Origin of the sequence: Klebsiella sp. CN_Kp106 (assembly GCF_040064575.1) — a bacterium.
In the GTDB taxonomy this organism is placed as follows: domain Bacteria; phylum Pseudomonadota; class Gammaproteobacteria; order Enterobacterales; family Enterobacteriaceae; genus Klebsiella; species Klebsiella michiganensis.
Genome location: NZ_JBEAIG010000057.1, coordinates 24,817 through 47,006 on the forward strand (window position 1 = coordinate 24,817; position 22,190 = coordinate 47,006).

General features: G+C 57.8%; 19 protein-coding genes. 11 read left to right on the plus strand and 8 right to left on the minus strand.

What is annotated here, in order from left to right; translation table 11 throughout:
• Positions 1 to 58 precede the first annotated feature (58 nt).
• The 4 genes from ABLU96_RS19870 to pcaH all read right to left on the minus strand — a co-directional run bounded on the left by ABLU96_RS19870 (position 59) and on the right by pcaH (position 5,177).
• The gene (locus tag ABLU96_RS19870) at positions 59 to 2,431 is read right to left on the minus strand and encodes a membrane-bound PQQ-dependent dehydrogenase, glucose/quinate/shikimate family (protein ID WP_064404816.1); all 2,373 of its coding nucleotides are present in this window, start codon (positions 2,429 to 2,431) and stop codon (positions 59 to 61) included.
• 292 nt (positions 2,432 to 2,723) lie between these two features.
• A complete protein-coding gene (locus ABLU96_RS19875) occupies positions 2,724 to 3,647 on the minus strand; it encodes a LysR substrate-binding domain-containing protein (RefSeq protein WP_004850547.1) in 924 nt (307 codons plus the stop codon).
• A 172-nt stretch (positions 3,648 to 3,819) separates the two neighbouring features.
• Entirely contained in the window at positions 3,820 to 4,440 is a 621-nt protein-coding gene (gene pcaG, locus ABLU96_RS19880) for a protocatechuate 3,4-dioxygenase subunit alpha (protein WP_004850549.1), read from the minus strand.
• Positions 4,437 to 5,177, minus strand: a complete 741-nt coding sequence (gene pcaH, locus ABLU96_RS19885) for a protocatechuate 3,4-dioxygenase subunit beta (protein ID WP_004850552.1) — start codon at positions 5,175 to 5,177, stop codon at positions 4,437 to 4,439. The genes pcaG and pcaH overlap by 4 nt, the downstream gene beginning before the upstream one ends.
• 239 nt (positions 5,178 to 5,416) lie before the next feature.
• On the opposite strand from pcaH, the gene ABLU96_RS19890 reads away from it, so the two are divergent.
• From ABLU96_RS19890 to rimL, 5 genes are all read left to right on the plus strand, one after another.
• The gene (locus ABLU96_RS19890) at positions 5,417 to 6,760 is read left to right on the plus strand and encodes a VOC family protein (RefSeq protein WP_048263586.1); all 1,344 of its coding nucleotides are present in this window, start codon (positions 5,417 to 5,419) and stop codon (positions 6,758 to 6,760) included.
• 42 nt (positions 6,761 to 6,802) lie between these two features.
• On the plus strand, positions 6,803 to 8,311 hold the full coding sequence (locus tag ABLU96_RS19895; protein WP_064404818.1) for a carboxylesterase/lipase family protein: 1,509 nt from the start codon (positions 6,803 to 6,805) through the stop codon (positions 8,309 to 8,311).
• Between the two features lie 173 nt (positions 8,312 to 8,484).
• Entirely contained in the window at positions 8,485 to 9,108 is a 624-nt protein-coding gene (gene ycaC, locus ABLU96_RS19900) for an isochorismate family cysteine hydrolase YcaC (protein ID WP_004850558.1), read from the plus strand.
• Positions 9,109 to 9,358: 250 nt separating this feature from the next.
• Positions 9,359 to 11,014, plus strand: a complete 1,656-nt coding sequence (locus ABLU96_RS19905) for a glucan biosynthesis protein (protein WP_064404820.1) — start codon at positions 9,359 to 9,361, stop codon at positions 11,012 to 11,014.
• A 75-nt stretch (positions 11,015 to 11,089) separates the two neighbouring features.
• Entirely contained in the window at positions 11,090 to 11,674 is a 585-nt protein-coding gene (gene rimL / locus ABLU96_RS19910; RefSeq protein ID WP_004850562.1) for a 50S ribosomal protein L7/L12-serine acetyltransferase, read from the plus strand.
• Between the two features lie 94 nt (positions 11,675 to 11,768).
• Here rimL and ydcK read toward each other — a convergent pair whose 3' ends face one another.
• Positions 11,769 to 12,749, minus strand: coding sequence for a YdcK family protein (gene ydcK, locus ABLU96_RS19915; protein ID WP_064404823.1), 981 nt, complete (start codon positions 12,747 to 12,749; stop codon positions 11,769 to 11,771).
• A 110-nt stretch (positions 12,750 to 12,859) separates the two neighbouring features.
• On the opposite strand from ydcK, the gene tehA reads away from it, so the two are divergent.
• The gene (tehA, locus tag ABLU96_RS19920) at positions 12,860 to 13,858 is read left to right on the plus strand and encodes a dicarboxylate transporter/tellurite-resistance protein TehA (protein ID WP_046877284.1); all 999 of its coding nucleotides are present in this window, start codon (positions 12,860 to 12,862) and stop codon (positions 13,856 to 13,858) included.
• Positions 13,859 to 13,860: 2 nt separating this feature from the next.
• A complete protein-coding gene (gene tehB / locus ABLU96_RS19925) occupies positions 13,861 to 14,457 on the plus strand; it encodes a tellurite resistance methyltransferase TehB (RefSeq protein WP_049084356.1) in 597 nt (198 codons plus the stop codon).
• Here the strand turns inward: tehB and pepT are convergent.
• The gene (pepT, locus tag ABLU96_RS19930; RefSeq protein WP_032749237.1) at positions 14,454 to 15,683 is read right to left on the minus strand and encodes a peptidase T; all 1,230 of its coding nucleotides are present in this window, start codon (positions 15,681 to 15,683) and stop codon (positions 14,454 to 14,456) included. The genes tehB and pepT overlap by 4 nt on opposite strands.
• 113 nt (positions 15,684 to 15,796) lie before the next feature.
• Here pepT and ABLU96_RS19935 point away from each other — a divergent pair, with 113 nt between their 5' ends.
• Positions 15,797 to 17,389 (plus strand): ABC transporter substrate-binding protein, encoded by a 1,593-nt coding sequence (locus tag ABLU96_RS19935; protein ID WP_025107900.1) that lies wholly within the window; start codon positions 15,797 to 15,799, stop codon positions 17,387 to 17,389.
• A gap of 139 nt (positions 17,390 to 17,528) precedes the next feature.
• Positions 17,529 to 18,197 (plus strand): DUF3313 domain-containing protein, encoded by a 669-nt coding sequence (locus tag ABLU96_RS19940; RefSeq protein WP_014229219.1) that lies wholly within the window; start codon positions 17,529 to 17,531, stop codon positions 18,195 to 18,197.
• A 75-nt stretch (positions 18,198 to 18,272) separates the two neighbouring features.
• Here ABLU96_RS19940 and ABLU96_RS19945 read toward each other — a convergent pair whose 3' ends face one another.
• The gene (locus ABLU96_RS19945) at positions 18,273 to 19,190 is read right to left on the minus strand and encodes an EamA family transporter (protein WP_014838374.1); all 918 of its coding nucleotides are present in this window, start codon (positions 19,188 to 19,190) and stop codon (positions 18,273 to 18,275) included.
• A 182-nt stretch (positions 19,191 to 19,372) separates the two neighbouring features.
• Here ABLU96_RS19945 and ABLU96_RS19950 point away from each other — a divergent pair, with 182 nt between their 5' ends.
• Complete coding sequence (locus ABLU96_RS19950) at positions 19,373 to 20,239, plus strand: AraC family transcriptional regulator (RefSeq protein ID WP_064404829.1); 867 nt, start codon at positions 19,373 to 19,375, stop codon at positions 20,237 to 20,239.
• Here the strand turns inward: ABLU96_RS19950 and ABLU96_RS19955 are convergent.
• On the minus strand, positions 20,219 to 21,385 hold the full coding sequence (locus tag ABLU96_RS19955; protein WP_064407378.1) for a benzoate/H(+) symporter BenE family transporter: 1,167 nt from the start codon (positions 21,383 to 21,385) through the stop codon (positions 20,219 to 20,221). The two genes, ABLU96_RS19950 and ABLU96_RS19955, sit on opposite strands and share 21 nt — an antisense overlap.
• A 179-nt stretch (positions 21,386 to 21,564) precedes the next feature.
• Here ABLU96_RS19955 and ABLU96_RS19960 point away from each other — a divergent pair, with 179 nt between their 5' ends.
• Positions 21,565 to 22,095: an XRE family transcriptional regulator gene (locus tag ABLU96_RS19960; RefSeq protein ID WP_064407377.1), complete on the plus strand. Its 531-nt coding sequence runs from the start codon at positions 21,565 to 21,567 to the stop codon at positions 22,093 to 22,095.
• Positions 22,096 to 22,190: the final 95 nt, after the last annotated feature.

Sequence of the window (22,190 nt, forward strand, 5' to 3'; positions counted from 1 at the left end):
CAGCCGCCACCGGGCGGTTCCCGGGCCGCAAAAAGGGCCCCGTTTGGGGCCCTGGTGGTTACTTCTGCTGCGGAAGCGCGTAGGCGATAATATAATCGCCGCGGTCCGGCGACTGGCGAGCGCCGCCCGCGTTGATGATGATGTACTGTTTGCCGGTTTTCGGCGATACGTAGGTCATCGGGCCGGACTGGCTGCCGACCGGCAGACGCGATTTCCAGATCTCTTTCCCGTTGGCGGTATCAAACGCGCGCAGGTAGAAGTCCTGGGTGCCCGCGAAGAACAGCAGGCCGGACTGGGTTGATAACGAGGCGCCCAGCGTCGGCATACCGATAGGGATTGGCATATGCATGCGGATCCCCAGCGGGCCGGTGTCCTCAACGGTGCCCACCGGAACCTGCCACACCAGTTTGCCGGTTTTCAGATCGACCGCTGACATAGTGCCGAACGGTGGTTTCTGGCACGGAATGCCCAGCGGAGACAGGAAACGTTCGCGCATGGCGCCGAACGGCGTGCCCTCCATCGGCACAATCCCCATTTCGATACCGCTGGCGTCCTTCGCCACTTTGGCGCGCGGCACCATATAGTTGGCGAGGCCAAGGCGCATATCATTGACGAACATCAGGCTGTTATTCGGGTCAACCGACACGCTGCCCCAGTTCATCCCGCCCAGCGAGCCGGGATACTGCAGCGAACGATCCTCGCCCGGCGGGGTGAAGACGCCCTGGTGACGCATCTCTTTAAACTGGATGCGGCACAGCAGCAGGTCGACAGGCGTCGCGCCCCACATATCCGACTCGGTCAGCGTCTCGTTGCCGATCATTGGCATGCCGACGGAGTAGGGCTGGGTCGGCGAGTAGCGCTCGCCCTTGACGTTGCCCGCCGGGACAGGACGTTCCTCAACTTTGGCGACCGGTTCACCGGTGGCGCGGTTCAGCATAAAGATCATGCCCTGCTTGCTGGTTTGCACCAGCACCGGCGTGGTGCCGCCTTTACCGTCAGGCAGATCGTACAGCAGCGGCTGGGAAGGCAGGTCGAAATCCCAGAGATCGTGATGGGTGGTCTGATAATGCCAGCGTACCTGGCCGGTCGTGGCGTCAACGGCCACGATGGAGGAACTGTATTTATCGTCCAGCGCGGTACGTTCGCCGCCAAAGAAGTCCGGCGTTGCGTTACCGGTCGGCAGATAAATCAGATTCAGCTTCGCGTCATAGGACATGGCCGACCAGACGTTCGGCGTACCGCGGGTGTAGGTCTGTCCTGCCGGCGGTTCGCCGGTCAGGTTCGGGTTGCCTGGATCCCATGCCCACGCCAGTTTGCCGGTATGAACATCATAGGCGCGAACGACGCCCGGGGGCTCGCCGGTGGAGAAGTTATCCGCCACGCGACCGCCAACCACGACCACGTTACCCGCCACCAGCGGCGTGGAGGTCTGCTGGTAGTAACCCGCTTTGATTTCTCCCATGCCAACGCTCAGGTCCACAATACCGTGGTCGCCGAAGGCGTCGCACAGTTTACCGTTATCGGCATCAATAGCGATCAGACGGGCGTCGGTGGTTGGCAGGAACAGGCGGCGGGAGCAGGCGGCCGGCTGCGCGTCGGCGGCAGGGGAATCCTGGGCCTGGCTCTCTTCGTAATAGCCTAAGCCGCGGCAGCGCTGCCAGTTCGGCGCGGTGGCTTTTGAATCATAGCGCCATTTCTCTTTACCGCTATCGACATCCAGCGCCAGCACCTTGCTGTAGGGCGTACAGACGTAAAGCGTATCGCCAATTTGCAGCGGCGTATTCTGGTCTTCCGCGCCGGAGCCGTTGCTCTGCGGGATATCCCCGGTGTGGGCGACCCAGGCAACCTGCAGCTGGTCAACGTTCTGTTTGTTAATCTGGTCGAGGGCGGCGAAACGGTCGCCGTGGGTGGTGTTGCCCCAGTGCGCCCAGTTTTTCTGCTGCTCGCCCGCGGCGACCGGTTTAACCGGCACCGCCTCGCTGGCGCTGACCAGCGGCTGGGATTTAAACATCCAGCCGAAACTAACCAACAGTACCACCGCCAGCACCGCTGCCAGGCCAAACGACGGCCCTTTTTTCGCCGGCTGCCGGGACAGATACGGCCAGACCAGCGCGGCAAGGAAGGCCAGTACGCCGAGCGCGAACAGGCGCGAGAACAGCGGCCAGTAGGTCCAGCCGGCATCGCTAATGGCCCAGACGATCGAGGCGATAAACGCTATCGCGTACAGTATGATACCGCCGCGACGGCTGCGGAAAATGAGCACCGCGGCGATAACCATCACCAGGCCCATAATCGCAAAATAGAAGGTCCCGCCAACGGAGGCGAGCTTTGCACCAAGAATACCGATAGCCAGGCCGATGATCAGCATCAGCCCGGCGAGAAGCCACTGCAGGACCCGGGGGAATCCTCGCGGCGCGTTGCCAGTTGCCATTTTTTCTCCTTAACCACCCCTGAACAGGCGTGAACCAGATGAATCAATTTCTCAAGTGAAGGCTTTTGAATGAAGCGATGTTGACCTTCATAAAAGCAGGTTTTTTACTGTTATTGATTTCGAGTGAACCATTTGGTGAAATCGTGGCTATGATAGATCTGTTAAAGAAATTTACGCAATTGTTAATGAATGATTTCGCACTAATTGATTATTGTGGTGAATATGGTGGGTGCGAAAAGGAAATCAGGCGGTCAGATCTCCCCGACGCGGATAACGGTCGGGGAGAGGGCGATCAGACGGGCATCGATTTACGAATGGCGCTCAGCAGGGTTTGTGTTCCCGCGGTGAGCGTGGCGTCCACCCGGGTGAGAATACCTATCGGTTCGCCCGCGCCCTGGGTGGGCACCGGCAGCGCGGCCAGCAGCCCACGGCGCAGGTCGTCTTTGACCGCACCGGAGGGGACAAACCAGACGTAGTCGTAATCGACGGTGAGCTGGCGCGACAGGGAAGCCGACAGCGTCTCGATGCAGCCAGACGGAATTTTGCAGCCCTGGCTTTGCAGCAGGGTTTCGGCGTTCTGTCGCGGCAGCGTACCTTTGGGCGAAACCACCACCGGCCACTCCATGACCCGACTCAGCGTAACCGTTTCCTGCAGCAGCGGATGCCCCGGACGAACCACCAGCTTCAGGGATTCGAGAAACAGCAGTTCATAGTTCAACCCGCTCATCAACTCCGGATCGGACATCCGTCCGATACCGATATCGATTTCTCCCGATTTTAGTCCGGCCAGCAGCATGGTGTTATTCATGGTCGCCACCTGCAGGGTGATATCTTTTTGCTGCTGATGGAACTGGCCGATCACCGAGGGCAGGATCCCCAGTGCGGCGGTGGGGAGCGCCCCGATGCGCACGATATCGCTGTTGAGGCCTTCTTTACGGTTTAGCGCCTGTCCCGCGGTATTGAGCGCGTCGAGCACTTTAACCGCGTGGGTGAGAAACTGTTCGCCGACCAGCGTGAGCTGCGCGCCGAGGCGTCCACGCTCAAACAGCCGGGTACCGGTCAGCTGCTCCAGTTCGTTTAGCGTTTTGGATAAGGCCGGTTGACTCAGATTTAAGGTTTCAGCCGCGCGCCCAAGAGTTCCCTGTTGAGCGACGGCCACGAAAGTATGTAGATGGCGCAAGCGAATGCGCTGACTGAAAAGACCATTTTTTTGCATAATCAATGTTAAAAACAGAGGCGTCCCAGTGACAAGTAAGGGCGATTAAAATTGTTAACTTCATAGCAAAATATTATTAACATTTTATATTATTATTTTACAAGTTGATTTTATTGAGTTTGCCATATAGCGTCGCCCCTGACCGGCAGGGGCGGAAAAAGGAAGAAAAAACTCAGATATCGAAGAAGACGGTTTCGTTTTCGCCCTGCAGGTGAATATCGAAGCGATATACGATCTCCGCGCCGCGGACCTCGCGCTGCGCGATGAGGGTCTGGCGACGCACTTCCCACTCAATCAGATTCAGCACCGGGTCGACCTGGTTGGCATCCTGCTCGTCGGAAAAGTACATCCGCGTGTTGAGGCCAATATTAATCCCGCGGGCGACCACCCACAGATTAACGTGCGGCGCCATGGTGCGCCCGTCGCGACCTACCACGGCCCCGGGTTTAATGGTTTCGAAGCGCCAGACGCCGCTGGTGAAGTCCGAGCAGCTGCGTCCCCAGCCGCGAAACGCCGCATCCAGCTTCTTGCCCTGCTGTCGGTCGTCGGGATGGTTATAGCGCCCGGCGGCGTTGGCCTGCCAGATTTCCAGCAGCACATCGCGCACCGGCGTGCCGGAGCCATCGATGACTCTGCCTTCGATAGTAATGCGTTCGCCCTCGGTGTCTGCCGTGGTCAGCGTCGGGCCAAAATTTTTCTCAAAGATATGGAAGCCGGCGGCGTCCGGCGCGAGGCCGATATGCACATAAGGGCCGGCGGTTTGTGACGCGGTTTCAGGTAAATAATCTTTCATCGGGCGGCCCCCTGCGTGCGGTTTTCAAACAGCGTTGCGCGATGGCCGCGCAATACGAGATCAAAACGGTAAGCCAGAGAGTCCAGCGGTACGGCGGCATGGGTATCCAGCTCGGCGATTAATGTCCTGATGGCATCATCGTTATTGATGGTTTTGACAATAGGACACTGTTTAATCAGCGGATCGCCTTCGAAATACATCTGCGTGATCAGACGCTGTGCCCAGGCGTCGCCGGAGAGCGAAAAGTGAATATGCGCCGGACGCCAGTCGCTTACCTGGTTGCGCCACGGATAGGGGCCGGGCTTGATGGTGCGGAAACAATAGTAGCCGTTTTCGTCGGTCAGCACCCGTCCGCAGCCGCCAAAGTTCGGGTCGATAGGCGCCAGGTATTGATCTTTCTTATGCCGGTAGCGTCCGCCCGCGTTGGCCTGCCAGACTTCGACCAGCGTATTTTTCATTGGTCGGCCAAATCCATCGCGAACGTAGCCGTGGACGATTATCCTTTCGCCAATCGGCAGGCCGTCTTTGGCGTAGTTGAGGATCAGGTCGTTATCGAGCGCGCCGAGATCGTCGCTGCTGAACACCGGTCCGGTGATTTCAGAAAGGGAATTCTGCAGGGAAATGAGCGCATTGCGCGGCGAGCGCAGCACGCTGGTTTTATAGCCCGGGGCGTAAGCGGGAGGATGGCTGCTGTAGTCGCGGTGCAGGACCTCGCGCGGTGACCATTTGTCGTTCATGAGGGTACTCCATATTATCGGTAGAGAGGCATGTTGTTGTAATGTCGCCACTCGCAGTGTGTGTAAATGTTTTGTTAATTTAAAGTGAAATTAAAGGGTGTTTAACATAACCTGCGGTTATGAAGTGAGCGGTTGAAAATAAACCGGCCAGCTACCGGCATCACAGTTTGTAAATTCTTCCCGCCGTCTGCAGAGAGCTTTCCTACACTCCAGGGAGAATTCACTGGAGGTAAGACATCATGGCGAACACCATCACGGCTGATGAGATTCGGGAAAGCTTTTCGCAGGCGATGTCGGCGATGTACCAGCAGGAAGTTCCGCAGTACGGGACGCTACTGGAGCTGGTGGCCGACGTTAACCTGGCCATACTGGAGAATAACCCGACGCTGCACGAACAACTGGCCAACGCCGATGAACTGGCGCGGCTGAACGTTGAACGCCACGGCGCGATCCGCGTCGGTACGGCGGAGGAACTGGCGACCTTGCGTCGCATGTTTGCCATTATGGGAATGTATCCCGTCAGCTATTACGATCTGTCGCAGGCCGGCGTACCGGTTCACTCCACCGCGTTTCGCCCCATTGATGACGCCGCGCTGGCGCGCAATCCGTTTCGCGTTTTTACCTCGCTTCTGCGACTTGAACTTATCGCCAATGAAGCTTTGCGTCAGCGGGCGGCGGATATCCTTTCCCGACGCGATATCTTCACGTCGCGCTGTCGTGAACTGATCGCGTTACATGAACAGAAAGGGGAGTTTACCGCCGCAGAGGCCCGCGAGTTTGTGCAACAGGCGCTGGAAACCTTTCGCTGGCATCGACACGCCACCGTCGATGAGGAAACCTATCACGCGCTGCATGAAGAGCACCGGCTGATTGCCGATGTGGTCTGTTTCCCCGGCTGCCACATTAATCATCTGACGCCGCGCACCCTGGATATTGACCGGGTGCAGGCGTTAATGCCCGAGTGCGGTATCGCGCCAAAAGCGCTGATAGAAGGGCCGCCGCGCCGCGATGTGCCCATTTTACTGCGCCAGACCAGCTTTAAGGCCCTTGAGGAACCGGTGATGTTTGCCGGAGAGCATAGAGGCACGCATACGGCTCGCTTTGGCGAAATTGAGCAGCGCGGTATCGCCTTAACGCCGAAGGGCCGCGCCCTGTACGACCGACTGCTTGGCGAGGCGGGGGTGGGCAAGGATAATCTCACCCATCAGCGTCATCTGCAGGAGGTGTTTAGCCCGTTCCCGGACAGCGAATTCCTGCTGCGTCAGCAGGGGCTGGCGTACTTTCGCTATCGCCTGACGCCCGCCGGCGAAGCGCACCGTCAGGCGTTTCGTCCGGGTGACGATCCGCAGCCGCTGATTGAACGCGGCTGGGTCATCGCACAACCGATTATTTATGAAGACTTTTTGCCGGTCAGCGCCGCCGGGATTTTTCAGTCTAACCTGGGCAACGAGATACAGACCCGCAGCCACGGCAACGCCAGCCGCCAGGCCTTTGAGGAGGCGCTGGGCTGTCCGGTCTATGATGAGTTTGCCCTTTATCAACAGGCGGAAGAGCGCAGTAAACGACGTTGCGGTCTGCTGTAAAATCAGTACTCTGCTGGCATGAGTCGTTAAAGGAAGCAGGTCATGCAGAATCCGTCTACCCCGCTGGTGAAAACCCGGCAGGGCACCCTATCCGGCACCGCTGAAGAGAACATGCATATCTGGCGCGGTATACCCTATGCCGCGCCGCCCGTCGGCGATCTCCGCTGGCGCGCGCCGCAGCCTGCCGCCCGCTGGCAGGGCGTGCGCCGGGCGGAGAGTTTCTCGGCCTCCAGCTGGCAGGATATTGAGTACTGTCGTGAGCTCGGCGGCGGCGATCCCGGCCGATTTTCCGAGGATTGCCTGTACCTTAACGTCTGGTCACCCGCTTCGCGCGCGCAGCCGCTGCCGGTGATGGTATGGCTGCACGGCGGCGGCTATACCATCGGCGCGGGAAGCTTACCGCCCTATGACGGTAAAGCCTTAGCGTCCCGTGACGTGGTGGTGGTGACGGTTAACTACCGGCTGGGGCATCTGGGCTTTTTTGCCCATCCGGCGCTGGAGGAAGAAGAGGGGGAGCGCATCTATAATTTCGCGCTGCTCGATCAGATCGCCGCCCTGCAGTGGGTTCAGGAGAACATTCACGCCTTCGGCGGCGATGCGGCCAACGTGACGCTGTTCGGCGAGTCCGCCGGGGCGCGCAGCGTGCTGTCGCTCATGGTTTCGCCAAAATCCAGGGGGCTGTTCCATAAGGCGATTATTCAGAGCGGCTATACCTTGCCGGATCTGCCGCGGGAAAAGGCGCTGGCCAAAGGGAAGCTCATCGCGGAGCACTTCTCTTTACCGCAGGCCAGCGCCGAACAGCTGCGGGCGATTCCGGCGGACGCGTTCTGGTCGCTGACCGCGCCGCTTACCATCGGCCCGGCGCCCATTGTTGGCGATGCCGTACTGCCGCAGCCGATGCTGGAGACTTTTTTTAGCGGGCGTCAGCACCCGCTGCCGGTGATGATCGGCTCGAACAGCGATGAGGCCAGCGTCATGGCGGTGTTTGGCGTCGATATCGCCGGGCAGATCCAGAAGCTTCGCCGCGAACGCCGTTTTGGTCTCGGTTTGATTAAGCTGCTCTATCCCGGCGTCAAGGGCGATGAAGCATTAGGGCGTGAAGTCTGCCGCGATATGGCCTTTACCACCCTGGGTTACGTGGTGATGCAGGCGCAGCAGCGGGTAGGGCAACCGTGCTGGCGCTACTGGTTTGACTACGTTGCCGAGGCGGAACACCAAACCTATCCGCACGGCGCGTGGCACGGTAATGAAGTGGCGTACGTTTTTGACAATCTCGACCTTGCCGAGCCGGTACGACAGTATGCGAACGAGCGCGACCGGACCTTTGCCGCCCGGGTTGCCGACTATTGGGCTAGCTTTGCCCGTGTAGCGGGTAACGGCTGCCACGAGCTCTCCGGGCCGGTGCGCTGGCCCGCCAGCGTGCGCGGACGAGACCGTCTGTTGCGTATCGGTTTGCACAAGCGGGCCGGTTTTAAAGTGGAAAACCGTTTTATGCGCGCGCGTCTGGCGCTGTTTCGGCGGGTGATGAAGCACCATGTGACGCTGGATTAACGCTGTCCGGAAGATCTCCGTTTGCCGCGGTACGTTCTGCAAATGGAACAATGCGTCCCACTTTAGGCGGCTAATCCTCAGCCAGCGATTACACTAAGATCGGCTCTGTTAACCCTGCATCCGCAGAACCTGCGTTCTGACGGAAGATCTGACGTTAAAATGAGGAAGAAACCATGGCCAAACCGTATGTTCGTCTGGATAAAAGTGATGCCGCCGTGCTGCTGGTCGATCACCAGACCGGATTACTCTCTCTGGTACGCGATATCGATCCCGATAAATTCAAGAACAACGTCCTTGCCCTTGGCGACCTGGCGAAGTACTTCGGTCTGCCGACTATCTTAACCACCAGCTTTGAGAACGGCCCCAATGGCCCGCTGGTGCCGGAGCTGAAAGCGCAATTCCCCGATGCGCCCTATATCGCGCGCCCGGGTAATATTAACGCCTGGGATAACGAAGATTTTGTTAAGGCAGTCAAAGCGACGGGCAAAAAGCAGCTGATTATTGCCGGGGTGGTGACGGAAGTTTGCGTGGCCTTTCCGGCGCTTTCGGCCATTGAAGAGGGGTTTGAGGTGTTTGTGGTGACCGACGCTTCCGGTACCTTTAACCCGATTACCCGCGATGCCGCCTGGGATCGTATGTCGCAGGCCGGGGTACAGCTGATGTCGTGGTTTGGCGTTGCCTGTGAACTACACCGCGACTGGCGTAATGATATCGAAGGGCTGGGAACGCTGTTCTCCAACCATATTCCGGATTATCGCAACCTGATGACCAGTTTTAACCTTCTGCAGCAAAAATAATCGCCTGCGCGGCCAGCGTTCGTCTGGCCGCTTCCTGATTCAGCATGAAACGCCGCCGGTTGGCGAAATCATCGCCGCCCCCCGGATATCGGTAATTCGGTCTGGTCCGGTGGACATATTTTTTTCACGCATTTCTGCCGTCAACAATTGGATTATCAATCATTTTTGTCTAGAGTGAGCGACATTCACGACGCATGGGTTTGTTACGTCGCGTCTCAATTCACATATGAAGAAGGATGCTCTCTCAGGCATGAACCGCAGACGTTTTCTCAAATCTTCCATGGCTGTTGCCGCCGTATGCGGAACGTCAGGAGTTGCCTCTCTATTCTCGAAGGCGGCCTTCGCCGAGGACTCGGGAATTGCCGACGGCCAGACCCGTCGCTTTGACTATTCCGTACTTCAGTCGATGGCCCACGATCTTGCGCGTCAGCCCTGGGGCGGCGCGCCGCGCGATCTGCCGCCAACCCTGGCAAACCTGACCCCGCAGGCCTACAACAGCATTCAGTATGATGCTGCGCACTCCCTGTGGAGTAATATCGAAGAGCGCAAGCTGGATATTCAGTTCTTCCACGTCGGGATGGGGTTCCGCCGCCGCGTACGGATGTTCTCCCTTGATTCACAAACCCAGCAGGCGCGGGAAATTCACTTCCGTCCCGAGCTGTTTAAATATAATGACGCCGGCGTCGACACCAAACAGCTGGAAGGCCAGAGCGATCTCGGCTTTGCCGGGTTCCGCGTGTTTAAGGCGCCGGAGCTGGCGCGCCGCGATATCGTCGCCTTCCTCGGCGCGAGCTACTTCCGCGCGGTAGACAGCACTTACCAGTACGGTCTTTCCGCCCGCGGCCTGGCGATCGATACCTTTACCGATACGCCGGAAGAGTTTCCTGACTTCACCTCTTTCTGGTTTGAGACCGTTAAACCGGGGGCGACGGTCTTTACCGTCTATGCGCTGCTCGACAGCCCAAGCGTCACCGGCGCCTATAAGTTCGTGGTTAACTGTCAGGAGACGCAGGTGATTATGGATGTGGAAAACCACATCTACGCGCGTAAAGACATCAAACAGCTGGGCATCGCGCCGATGACCAGTATGTTCAGCTGCGGCAATAACGAACGGCGGATGTGCGACACTATCCATCCGCAGATCCACGACTCCGACCGCCTGTCGATGTGGCTGGGCAACGGCGAGTGGGTGTGCCGCCCGCTGAACAACCCGCAGAAGCTGCAGTTCAACGCTTTCCAGGATAAAAATCCGCGCGGTTTTGGCCTGCTGCAGCTGGATCGCGACTTCTCCCACTATCAGGACATCATGGGCTGGTACAACAAGCGCCCGAGCCTGTGGGTAGAGCCGCGCAACCAGTGGGGTAAAGGGGCCGTCAACCTGATGGAGATCCCGACGACCGGTGAAACGCTGGACAATATCGTTTGCTTCTGGCAGCCCGAGAAGCCGGTTAAAGCCGGGGATGAGCTGGACTTCCGCTATCGACTCTACTGGAGCGCGCAGCCGCTGGTCCGTTCGCCGCTGGCGCGGGTATTGGCCACGCGCACCGGAATGGGCGGTTTCCCTGAAGGCTGGGCGCCGGGTGAGCACTACCCGGATAAATGGACCCGTCGTTTTGCTATCGATTTTGTCGGCGGCGACCTGAAGGCCGCGGCACCAAGAGGCATTGAGCCGGTGATTACCCTGTCGAGCGGCGAAGCGAAGCAGATAGAAATTCTCTACGTGGAACCGTTTGATGGCTATCGCATCCAGTTTGACTGGTACCCGACCTCGGATTCGACCGACCCGGTCGAAATGCGCATGTTCCTGCGCTGCCAGGGGGAAGCGATCAGCGAAACCTGGCTCTATCAGTACTTCCCGCCAGCGCCAGACAAGCGTAACTATGTTGACGATCGGGTAATGAAATAATTGCCCTTTATTCCGCCCGTTAAGGTAACTTAGCGGGCGTTTGTTTTTTAATCAGACTATTAATCAGAGTCCATTATGACTGACGAAAACGCGCCTGCGAGAGAAACTATCCCCGTCACCGAGTCGCTTTCTCTGCGCGCTGTGGATGAAAGCCACGTCGCTGAGCTGCATCAGCTGGTGATCAAGAACCAGCGCTGGCTCCAGCAATCGCTGAGCTGGCCCGCTGACGTCAGTCACGAAGACGAAACCCGCCGCCACGTGCAGGGCAACGTGATGCTGCACCAGCGCGGTTACGCCAAAATGTTTTTGCTCTTTCTGCGCGAAGAGATCGTCGGCGTGCTGTCGTTTAACCAGATTGAGCCGATCAATAAGACCGCATACATCGGCTACTGGATTGATGAAAGCCACCAGGGGCAGGGGCTGCTTTCTCAGGCGCTGCAGGCGCTGATGGACGCTTTTGCCCGCAGCGGGACGGTTCGCCGCTTCGTGATTAAATGTCGGGTAGCAAACCAGAGAAGCAATCAGGTCGCCCTGCGTAACGGTTTCACCCTCGAAGGGTGCCTGAAGCAGGCCGAGTATCTGAACGGTTCGTACGATGACCAGAATATCTACGGGCGCATTATTGATTGTGACACCGGGCAATTCCCGGCTCGCGGCTGACGCCTTGCCCGGGCTATGGGACGCGCTGAGATGTAGCCCGGGGAACAGCGCGCAGGGGCCTGAAGCTGATAAACCACGCGGTCGGGAGCAAAGGTTATAGAAAGCCGACAATGGGCGTGCGGGTAAAAAGTTCGTCGCCGTTTATCACTTTCTCCCCTCTGATCGAAATGGCGTCGCCCGCGCTGGCTTCAATTCGCGCCCTGTCGCCGATCGTCACCTGATGTTCAATCACCACATCGCCGCAAATCACCGCATGCCCTTCAATTAACACGCTATCGTCCAGCAGAATCGGCCCGCCGCGCAGGTGCGCATGCCCGCCGACCATCACCCGATGCTTCAGCAGGCAGTTGCCTTCGACCACCGCGTGCTCCGCCACCTGCGAGCTGTAGCGCAGGGTGGGGATGGCGTCCTCTTCCCGCCCGGCGATAATCCTCGCGTGGCCATAAACTCGCGCGTTATCGCAGACCCAGACGTCGTTTTCGTCGTTACCCTCCAGCCGCGCGCAATCGAAGATTTCCGCCCGATGCTCAACAAACGCGTGTTCGACAAACGCGTCGCCGTAAACTTGCGCCTGGTGAACGATGCGCGAAGCGCTGACCGTTGCCCGCTGATAAATGCGCAGGATTTTGTCGCTGTCGGCGGTCAGACCCTGGGCGGCGATAATAAGCGAGTGGGGGAGGATCTGCGCATTGTCGGCCAGGTGACAATAACCCCGAATCTGCGAACGCGAAACGGTGACGTTGTCACTTATACGCGCGCAGTGGCTTGCCTGCACGCTGTCCAGTCGCGCGTTATCGCTGACGATGGCGCCATGGCTGATAATGCACTCGCCGGTTAAGCGGGCATTGCCCTCGATTTTCGCACCGGCAAACACCGCGCTATTTGGGTCATAAATCCAGCACTCGCCTTCGTGGCTCAGGGCTGCTTCATTGTCCAGCCAGCCGCCTTCATCGCCGCGCTTCACGTCAGCGAAATCGCGTAAGGCGACAATTTGCCGCAGATTGACGCTATGTTTGTTTCCGTCGGCGTCATAGTGAAACTGGCGAACCTTCTCGCTGAGGTAATATTTGCGCATCTGCCTTTCTCATTACGTATGGTTAACATAAACATAGCAAAAAACGCCGTAGCGCGTTTTTGAAGGTTCCTTTAGAATGCAACTTAAGATAAATTGAAAATTTAAACAAAATGAATAAAAAGCTGGGCACAAGCCGGGTGCTGAATCTCCCGGCGGGCTATTTTGGTATGGTTCTGGGCATTATCGGCATGGGCTTCGCCTGGCGCTACGCCAGCACCATCTGGCCGGTGAGCCGGATCGTCGGCGACGGTCTGGTGGTCACGGCGACGGTCATCTGGGCGCTGCTGGCGCTGGCGTTTATCAGCCGGGCGGTCCGTTTCCCGCACAGCGTACTGCAGGAGATGCGCCATCCGGTGGCCAGCAGTTTTGTCAGCCTGTTTCCGGCGACGACCATGCTGGTGGCCATCGGCTTTGTTCCCTGGCTGCGGCCGCTCTCGCTGGTGTTATTCGCGATTGGCGTAGTGCTGCAGCTAAGCTATGCGGCCTGGCAGAGCGCCGGGCTATGGCGGGGGAAGCATCCCAATGAGGCGACCACCCCGGGTCTCTATCTGCCGACGGTGGCGAATAACTTTATCAGCGCCATGGCCTGTGGCGCGCTGGGCTTTACCGACGCCGGACTGGTGTTTCTGGGCGCCGGCTTATTCTCCTGGCTTAGCCTTGAACCGGTGATTCTGCAGCGCCTGCGCAGCGACGGCGAACTGCCGATGGCCATGCGCACCGCCCTCGGCATTCAGCTGGCGCCGGCGCTGGTGGCGTGCAGCGCCTGGCTGAGCGTGAACGGCGGCGAGGCGGATACCTTCGCTAAGCTGCTGTTCGGCTATGGTCTGCTGCAGCTGCTGTTTATGCTGCGCCTGATGCCGTGGTACCTGCGCCAGCCGTTTAACGCCTCGTTCTGGAGCTTCTCGTTCGGCATCTCCGCGCTGGCGACCACCGGCCTGCATCTCGGTCATCAGCATCCGGACGGCTTTTTCCATACCCTCGCGCTCCCGCTGTTTCTCTTCACCAATCTGATCGTCGGGCTGCTGCTGATTCGTACCTTCCTGCTGCTGATGCGCGGTAAACTGCTGATTCGCGTTGAGCGCGACACATTATTAAAAAATAAGGATTAACCATGACGCTTCGTGACGAAAATTACTTCACCGATAAATACGGGATGACCCGCACCCACTCTGAGGTGCTGCACGCCGCCACCCTGATCGCGCCGGGCAAGGCGCTGGATCTGGGCTGCGGCAACGGGCGCAATAGCCTCTACCTCGCGGCCAACGGGTTTGATGTCACCGCGTGGGATAAAAATCCGGCCAGCATCGGAAATCTTGAGCGCATTCGTCAGGCGGAAAGGCTGGAGAATCTGCGGACGGCGATTAAGGACCTTAACGCCCTCAGCTTTGACGGCGAGTATGACTTTATTCTTTCGACCGTGGTGATGATGTTCCTCGACGCGAAGACCATCCCGGGTCTGATTGCTAACATGCAGCGCTGCACCAGACCCGGCGGCTACAATCTGATTGTTGCGGCTATGGATACCGACGATTATCCGTGCAGCGTCGGCTTCCCGTTCGCGTTTAAACCGGGAGAGCTGCGCAATAATTATGAAGGCTGGACGTTACTCAAATATAACGAAGACGTCGGTGAACTCCACCGCACCGACGCCAGCGGGAACCGGATTAAGCTGCGTTTCGCCACGATGCTGGCGCGCAAACCGGCTTAACGCGCCGCTAACAGGCAGAGCTGTAATGCGGTCTGATAAGAGGCCTCAAAGGCGCGCAGCGGCAGAAACTCAAATTTCGAGTGGAAGTTGTGCGCGCCGGTAAAGAAGTTGGGCGTTAATACGCCTTTTGCCGACAGGGCCGCGCCGTCGGTGCCGCCGCGCATCGGCGTCGGTTTCGGCGTAATGCCTAAGCTTTCCATCGCTTCGAACATCAGATCAACGGCGCGGCGGTCTTCGCCGATGGCATTGCTGATGTTGCTATAGGTATCGCTGATGTGAAATTCCACCTTTCCGGTCGGATACTGCGCGGCGATTTTCTGCGCCACCTCGCTAATTTGCTGCTTACGGCGATGAAAACTTTCGAGGTCGAAATCGCGAATGCTGGCCTGCAGCAGGGTGCTGTTCTGATCGCCCTGGATACCGTTGAACCAAACGTAGCCCTCGCGTCCGGCGGTATGCTCCGGCGTTTGCTGGCGATCGAAATGGCTCATGTAATCCGTGGCCATCAGCAGCGGGTTCACCAGCACGCCCTTTGACGACATGGGGTGAGCGGTCACGCCGGTAAAGCGAATCTCCGCCGCGGCGGCGTTAAAGTTCTCATAGACGATTTCGCCGAGCTCGCAGCAGTCGATGGTCCAGGCAAAATCGACGGCAAAGCGCGCGAGATCCAGCGCCTTCGCGCCGCGCAGGCCCACTTCTTCATCCGGCACAAACGCGACCACGATGTCGCCGTGGCGGTGTTCCGCCGTCAGGTTTTCCAGCACCGTCATCACCACCGTAACGGCGGACTTGTTATCCGCCCCGAGCACGCTGGTGCCGTCGCTGAAAATAATCTCTTCATTGGGATAAGCGAGGATTTCCGGATGTTCCGCAACGCGCAGCCAGATATCTTTATCCCTGTTCAAACAGAGATCTTCACCAGTAAAACGCAGAATTTGTGGATGAATATCCGGCGACAAACCGACGTCAACGGTATCGATGTGGGTAATAAAGCCAATCCGCGGCGCGCCTGCGACGTTGCCCTTTTTCACCGCCGTGACGGTGGCGCGCTCGTCAATCACAATCTCATCCAGCCCCAGCTGGCGTAGCTCATCCGCAAGGGCCTGCGCCATCGCGTGTTGCCCGGCGGTGGTAGGCAGCGTCGTGGCTCGCGGGTCGCTTTGGCTGGTTATCGCCAGGTAGCGAAAGAAGCGTTGGGTTAATTGACTGGCCAGGGCTGATGACATAGTGATTCCTTCTTTATTCGAGTTTTCAGGTGTTTGCAATCAGGCTTTAGTGTTATGTATGGAAGGGAAAACAACAAGCTATTCATTAGCTGACAAATGAAAAAGGAAAACCTATGCAACGCAGATTCACGACGCTTGCTCTGGCGTTAGCGGCCCTGACGGCCAGCTCGGCCATTAGCGCAAAAACGCTGGTCTACTGCTCAGAAGGATCGCCGGAAAACTTTAACCCGCAACTCTACACCTCCGGGACCAGCGTGGACGCCAGCGCGGTGCCGGTCTATAACCGACTGGTCGATTTCAAAGCCGGCACCACAGAACTGGTGCCGAGCCTCGCCGAAAGCTGGGAAGTCAGCGAAGATGGGAAAGTTTATACTTTTCATTTACGCAAAGGCGTTAAATTCCAGAGTAATAAATATTTTAAACCCAGCCGCGATTTTAATGCCGACGACGTTATTTTTTCGTTTATGCGGCAAAAAGATCCTCACCATCCTTATCATAATATCTCCAGCGGCAATTACTCCAATTTTGAAAGCCTGGAATTTGGCCAGTTAATTACCGCGATTGATAAGCCTGATGAATATACGGTGCGTTTCACGCTGGCCCATCCCGAAGCGCCCTTTGTGGCCGATCTTGCCTGGTATTTCGCTTCTATTTTATCGGCGGAATATGCCGATGCGATGCTAAAAGCCGGCACGCCAGAGCGCGTGGATATGGACCCGATTGGTACCGGACCTTTCAAACTCGCGCAATATCAAAAAGATTCCCGAATTCTTTTCACCGCGTTCCCGGAATACTGGCAGGGGAAGGCGCATATCGATCGTCTCATTTTTAGTATCACGCCGGACGCCTCGGTGCGCTACGCCAAGCTGGAGAAAAACGAGTGTCAGGTGATGCCGTTCCCCAATCCGGCCGACCTGCCGCGAATGAAAGAGAACAACGCGATCAACCTGATGAGCAAAGCGGGCCTTAACACCGGTTTCCTGGCGTTTAACACCCAAAAAGCGCCGCTGGACAACGTTAAGGTGCGTCAGGCCCTGGCGATGGCGATCAATAAACCGGCGATCATTGAAGCGGTGTTCCACGGTACCGGTACGGCGGCGAAAAACCTGCTGCCGCCGGGCGTATGGAGCGCGGATAGCCAACTGAAGGATTATGACTACGACCCGCAGAAAGCCAAAGCGCTGCTGGCGGAATCGGGCGTTGCGGGGCCAATTACCATCGATCTGTGGGCGATGCCGGTGCAGCGACCCTATAACCCGAACGCCAAACGCATGGCCGAAATGATCCAGGCCGACTGGGCGAAAATTGGCGTGCAAACGAAAATCACAACCTATGAGTGGGGTGAATACTTAAAGCGGGTGAAGGATGGCGAACATCAGGCGGCGCTGATGGGCTGGACGACCGCGACCGGCGACCCGGATAACTTCTTCGGCCCACTCTTTACCTGCCAGTCGGCGAACGGCGGGTCAAACTCGGCAAAATGGTGCTATCAGCCGTTTGATAAAATTATCGCCGAGGCAAAATCGATAACCGATCGCCAAAAACGCGAAGCGCTCTATCGCCAGGCGCAGCAGATGATGCATGACCAGATGCCGGCAGTCATGATTGCCCACTCGACAATATTTGAACCGGTACGTAAAAACGTGTCAGGCTACGAAATAGACCCCTTTGGCAAGCATATTTTTTATCAGGTTGATATCAGATAAACAGCCAATCACGGCCCGCCGGTAACGGCGGGTTTATTTTTTCCAGCTACTTGACGTAGCACCGCTTTTGCCACAAAACTTACCCCTGTTATTTGCTATAACTCTTGCCGATAAATGGTATTCACAGGGATTAACCTATATGCGTACTCCGTTATTTTTTAAAGTCGCCGCGCTTGCTGGCCTGTTAGCATTGGCCGGCTGCTCATCCAAAATCGCTAAGCCGGAACAATATTCGGGATTTTTAAAAGATTACTCTAACTTAAAAGAAACCACCTCGGCGTCCGGCAAACCGGAACTGCGCTGGATTTCGCCGGATTACAATCCGAGCAACTATGACAATATCGTCTATAACCCGATCACCTATTACCCGGTACCAAAACCCACCACCCAGGTGGGCGAGAAGGCGCTCAGGGATATCCTGAATTACACCAATAAAGAGATGAAACAGGCTATTTCCGAGCGTAAACCGCTGGCAACCACCCCGGGCAAGCGCAGCCTGATCTTCCGCGGCGCCATCACCGGCGTGGATTCTAGCAAAGAAGGGCTGCAGTTCTACGAAGTGATTCCGGTGGCGATGATTATCGCCGGTACGCAGGCGGCAACGGGCCACCGTACCATGGACACCAACCTGTTTTTTGAAGGGGAGCTGATTGATGCGGCGACCAAAAAGCCGGTTATCAAAGTGGTCCGTAAGGGCGAAGGTAAAAACCTGTCCAACGAAAATACGCCGCTCACCGTCGAGACCCTGAAGCAGGTCATTGATGATATGGCGATTGACGCGGTGAAATTCGACCCCAATAACCGTTAATCAGGCGTAGCCGTGAATAAAGGCGCTAGTGGTTGATAGCGCCTTTTTCATTTCTCCTCGACGGCAGCGCGAGCGTCAGCAGCGATCCGAGCGAACCCAGGCCAGCCTGCGCCGCAGCAGCCACTGCTCCGGGCGAGCGAACATCACCAGATTTCCGACCAGGATCAGCGCCAGTCCGGCCACGGCGCTACTGTGCCAGACGTAACCTTCATAAAAAGTCGAAATAGTCAGCGCGACGAGTGGAAACAGCAGGGTGCTGTATGCCGCTTTACCCGCGCCGATTCGCCCCACCAGCGTAAAATAGGCGCCAAAGGCAATCACCGAGCCAAACACGGCGAGATACAGTAGCGCGCCCATATAGCTGAGGGTCCACTGCGGCGCGAAATTATCACCGCGAACCAGCGCGATCGCGCCCATTACCAGAGTGCCGTAAAGCATGGCCCAGCTGTTGGTGGTCAACGTCTCCAGACCGCGGCGCTGGTGGCGGATGCTGAGCATATTGCCGAGCGAAAACCCATAGGTGCCCAATGCGCTGAGGGCAATACCCAGCAGGAGCGAGGCGTTCAGGCCGCTGGCCCATAAATCATCCCAGAATAGCGTCACGATCCCCGCCAGCCCCAGCGCGGCGGCCAGCCAGAAACGGCCCGGTGGCTGCTGGCGATAGAAGAGAAAGCTATTGATCGCGTTAAACAACACCGCCATGGAGAAGATCACCGACTCCAGCCCGGTATTGATATACGCGGCGGCGGTATAGAAACACCAGAAATTAAAGCAGAAAACGCAGCAGCCCTGTAGCAGGCAAAAGAGATGGTCGCGCGCGGCCAGCGGGCGCAGGCGGCGGGTAACCAGCAGAATGGTCAACATCGCGACGCTGGCGACGGCGAAGCGCCAGAAAATAGACACCGGCGCGGCAACCGGCCCCTGCTGCAAAAAGATAGCAATCCAGGTGGTGCCCCAGATAACCACGACCAACCCGTAGAGTAATGCGTTCAAAATGTCTCTCCTGTGAGTGTTGTACCGGTCATTGTGCGGCCTCGGCGAATTCGGCGCTGTCATCAGCTTGTCGCCGACTTGCAAATTCTTGCGCTTATTTTTCATTAGCGGCGGGGGAATGCTGGTATCTGCCGGCGACTCTTCTTAGACTAGCGATCTGCGGAATCTGAACTGTGAAGGCTATGGCTTACGGGACTTTCGAAACATTGCGTCAAAAAAATGCCGTGCTGCGGGGGACGGTGAACCTCAACTCCGGTATTCAGCTGGCGGCGTGGTATAACAATCTTGATACCATCACGGTACAAAGCGACCACCATACCCTGAGCTTGTATATTGCCGATGGCTACGAAAGCTACCAAAAAACCCCCCACGGCTGGAAAAACGGCGGCGGGCCGGATCGTTTTTGCCTGATGCCGAAAGGCGATGAGAGCACCTGGGATATCCGCGGCGATCTCTCATTTGTGCATCTTTACTGCACCGATGAACACCTGCGCCGGGTAGGCGAGCAGATTTGGGACCGCAGCCCGGCCTCGTTCACGCTGCAGGAGAAAACGTTTTCCAGCGATGACAAAATCACCGCCGTCTACCGCCAGTTTCTCCTCGACAACGACTGGCAGCAGCAGGCGAATCAGCTGACGTTGAGTTCGGCCAGCACGCTGCTGCTCACTCACCTGATTCAGCACTATTCGAACGTTCAGTGGCGTTTACCGACGGTGACCGGCGGGCTGGCGCCGCACGTCTTGCGCAATCTGCTGGCATGGATTGAGGAGAACCTCGAACAGCCGCTCACTCTCGCCGATCTGGCGCAGGAAGCGGCGTTAAGCGAATACCATTTTGCGCGGATGTTTCGCCAGTCGATGAAGATGGCGCCGCATCAGTACGTTATGCAGCGCCGGATGGTTAAAGCGCAGGCGCTGATTAGCCAGAGTCGGCTGCCGTTAACCGATATCGCCATGGCCTGCGGTTTTAGCAGCGCCAGCCACTTCAGCAACCGGGTGAAAAGCGCCACCGGCCTGACGCCCTCGCAGCTACGCGCGGCGCAGCGTTGACAGCAAAACGTAGCTGACGCCGCCGAGAACCAGCCCCCAAAACGCTGAGCCGATACCGGCCAGCGTCACGCCGCTGGCGGTGACCAGAAACGTTACTACCGCCGCATCGCGCTCACTCTCATGATTCAATGCCTGAAACAGGCTGCCGCCGATGGTACCGAGCAGCGCCAGCCCGGCAAGCATCTGGACCCACGCTATCGGCAGCGCCGACATCAACGAGGTGATTGAGCCGCCAAATATCCCCGCCAGCAGATAAAACACGCCCGCCGCCGCCGCCGCGAGCCAGCGTTTTTGCGGGTCCGGATGGGCTTCCGGGCTCTGGCAAATCGCGGCCGTAATGGCGGCGATGCAGATCGAGTAGACCCCGAAAGGCGACAGCAGCAGCGCCAGGCCGCCGGTGGCGACAATAAGCGTTGAAGCGGGGACCCGATAGCCCGAGGCCTGGAGGGTGGCGAAGCCGGGGGCGTTTTGCGACGCCATGGTGACGAGGAAAAACGGTATACCGACGCTGATCAACAGCGCCGGCGTAAATTCAGGGGCGATCCAGGAAGGGGCGACAATGCTGAAGCTTATTTGTGACATTGTCACTTCTCCGCTCAATCCGGCCACCGCGCTTCCTGTCAGCAGGGCGGCGACAACCGCGAAGCGGGGAAGCCAGGCTTTGCACAGTAACCATACGGCTAACATACTGCCGCATAACAGCAGATTAGCCTGCAGGCTGGCGAAAGCCTGCATGCCAAAGCGCAGCAATATGCCGGCCAGCATCGCCGCCGCCAGCGAATGGGGAATAATCTTCATGAGCCGGGCAAATATGCCGGTGATGCCGCAAAGCACGATTAAGGCGTTGGCAAAAATAAAGACGCCAACCGCCTGGGAGAGCGTGACCCCCTGCAGGCCGCTGACCAGCAGCGCCGCGCCGGGCGTTGACCAGGCCGTCAGGATGGGCACCTTTCGCCAGACGGTGAGGGCCAGGGTGCTGATGCCCATTCCCAGACCTAAGGCGGTCATCCAGCCGGCGATTTGCGCAGCATCGGCGCCTGCCGCCGCCGCTGCCTGCCAGATAATGGCGGCAGAGCTGGCATAGCCGACCAGCACGGCGACGAAGCCGGCGAGCAGACTCGGAAAAGGGAGAGTGAAAGAGCGCATGGGGGTGCCTTGTGCGTTATAACGGTCGGTATAATGTAGCATTGTGCGTTATAACGCACAACTGGCTTTTCGGCAACGCCAGACCTGGATAGCGGAGCCCGGGTGAGCGCTATACGTCAATTCCCTGTAGAATCAGGTGAATGTGCGTATAATTCCTTCAGATATTATTGGGAGGTTGAATGAATATTGCGCAACACCTGTCGGCAACGTTAAAAACGCTGCGCCAGCAGCGCGGCTGGAGCCTGTCGCGCCTGGCGGAAGAGACCGGCGTGTCGAAGGCCATGCTGGGCCAGATTGAACGCAACGAATCCAGCCCGACGGTAGCGACGTTATGGAAAATCGCCACCGGGTTTAACGTGCCGTTTTCCGCCTTTATCGTTGCCGATGAGGCCGGTGAACCGACGGCATTTGATCCCCAGCAGCAGGCCATGGTGGTCACGCCGCTATTCCCTTGGGACCCGGTGCTGCGCTTCGATCACTTCTCCATCACCCTGGCCCCGGGCGCGCTGAGTGAGTCAACGCCGCATGAGCAAGGGGTTATCGAACATGTGGTGGTGATTAGCGGTGTGCTGGATCTTTGCCTGCAGGACAGCTGGCAATCGCTGCAGCCAGGGGAAGGGCGGCGTTTCGCCGGCGATTTAGCGCACGCCTATCGCAATAGCGGTGGGCAGACTGCCCATTTTCATTCGCTGATCCATTACCCGAAATAAAAAAGCCGCGAGTAAACTCGCGGCCAGGCAAATGACTGAGACAACAAATCACAACGTGACGAGGAAAATCCGGAATACGTGATGACTCTATCCTT

What these genes read in the sequence shown, in the direction of transcription:
- ABLU96_RS19870 (WP_064404816.1), bottom strand. Translation starts at nt 2,431, where the DNA reads ATGGCAACTGGCAACGCGCCGCGAGGATTCCCCCGGGTCCTGCAGTGG.
- ABLU96_RS19875 (WP_004850547.1), bottom strand. Translation starts at nt 3,647, where the DNA reads ATGCAAAAAAATGGTCTTTTCAGTCAGCGCATTCGCTTGCGCCATCTA.
- pcaG (WP_004850549.1), bottom strand. Translation starts at nt 4,440, where the DNA reads ATGAAAGATTATTTACCTGAAACCGCGTCACAAACCGCCGGCCCTTAT.
- pcaH (WP_004850552.1), bottom strand. Translation starts at nt 5,177, where the DNA reads ATGAACGACAAATGGTCACCGCGCGAGGTCCTGCACCGCGACTACAGC.
- ABLU96_RS19890 (WP_048263586.1), top strand. Translation starts at nt 5,417, where the DNA reads ATGGCGAACACCATCACGGCTGATGAGATTCGGGAAAGCTTTTCGCAG.
- ABLU96_RS19895 (WP_064404818.1), top strand. Translation starts at nt 6,803, where the DNA reads ATGCAGAATCCGTCTACCCCGCTGGTGAAAACCCGGCAGGGCACCCTA.
- ycaC (WP_004850558.1), top strand. Translation starts at nt 8,485, where the DNA reads ATGGCCAAACCGTATGTTCGTCTGGATAAAAGTGATGCCGCCGTGCTG.
- ABLU96_RS19905 (WP_064404820.1), top strand. Translation starts at nt 9,359, where the DNA reads ATGAACCGCAGACGTTTTCTCAAATCTTCCATGGCTGTTGCCGCCGTA.
- rimL (WP_004850562.1), top strand. Translation starts at nt 11,090, where the DNA reads ATGACTGACGAAAACGCGCCTGCGAGAGAAACTATCCCCGTCACCGAG.
- ydcK (WP_064404823.1), bottom strand. Translation starts at nt 12,749, where the DNA reads ATGCGCAAATATTACCTCAGCGAGAAGGTTCGCCAGTTTCACTATGAC.
- tehA (WP_046877284.1), top strand. Translation starts at nt 12,860, where the DNA reads ATGAATAAAAAGCTGGGCACAAGCCGGGTGCTGAATCTCCCGGCGGGC.
- tehB (WP_049084356.1), top strand. Translation starts at nt 13,861, where the DNA reads ATGACGCTTCGTGACGAAAATTACTTCACCGATAAATACGGGATGACC.
- pepT (WP_032749237.1), bottom strand. Translation starts at nt 15,683, where the DNA reads ATGTCATCAGCCCTGGCCAGTCAATTAACCCAACGCTTCTTTCGCTAC.
- ABLU96_RS19935 (WP_025107900.1), top strand. Translation starts at nt 15,797, where the DNA reads ATGCAACGCAGATTCACGACGCTTGCTCTGGCGTTAGCGGCCCTGACG.
- ABLU96_RS19940 (WP_014229219.1), top strand. Translation starts at nt 17,529, where the DNA reads ATGCGTACTCCGTTATTTTTTAAAGTCGCCGCGCTTGCTGGCCTGTTA.
- ABLU96_RS19950 (WP_064404829.1), top strand. Translation starts at nt 19,373, where the DNA reads ATGGCTTACGGGACTTTCGAAACATTGCGTCAAAAAAATGCCGTGCTG.
- ABLU96_RS19955 (WP_064407378.1), bottom strand. Translation starts at nt 21,385, where the DNA reads ATGCGCTCTTTCACTCTCCCTTTTCCGAGTCTGCTCGCCGGCTTCGTC.
- ABLU96_RS19960 (WP_064407377.1), top strand. Translation starts at nt 21,565, where the DNA reads ATGAATATTGCGCAACACCTGTCGGCAACGTTAAAAACGCTGCGCCAG.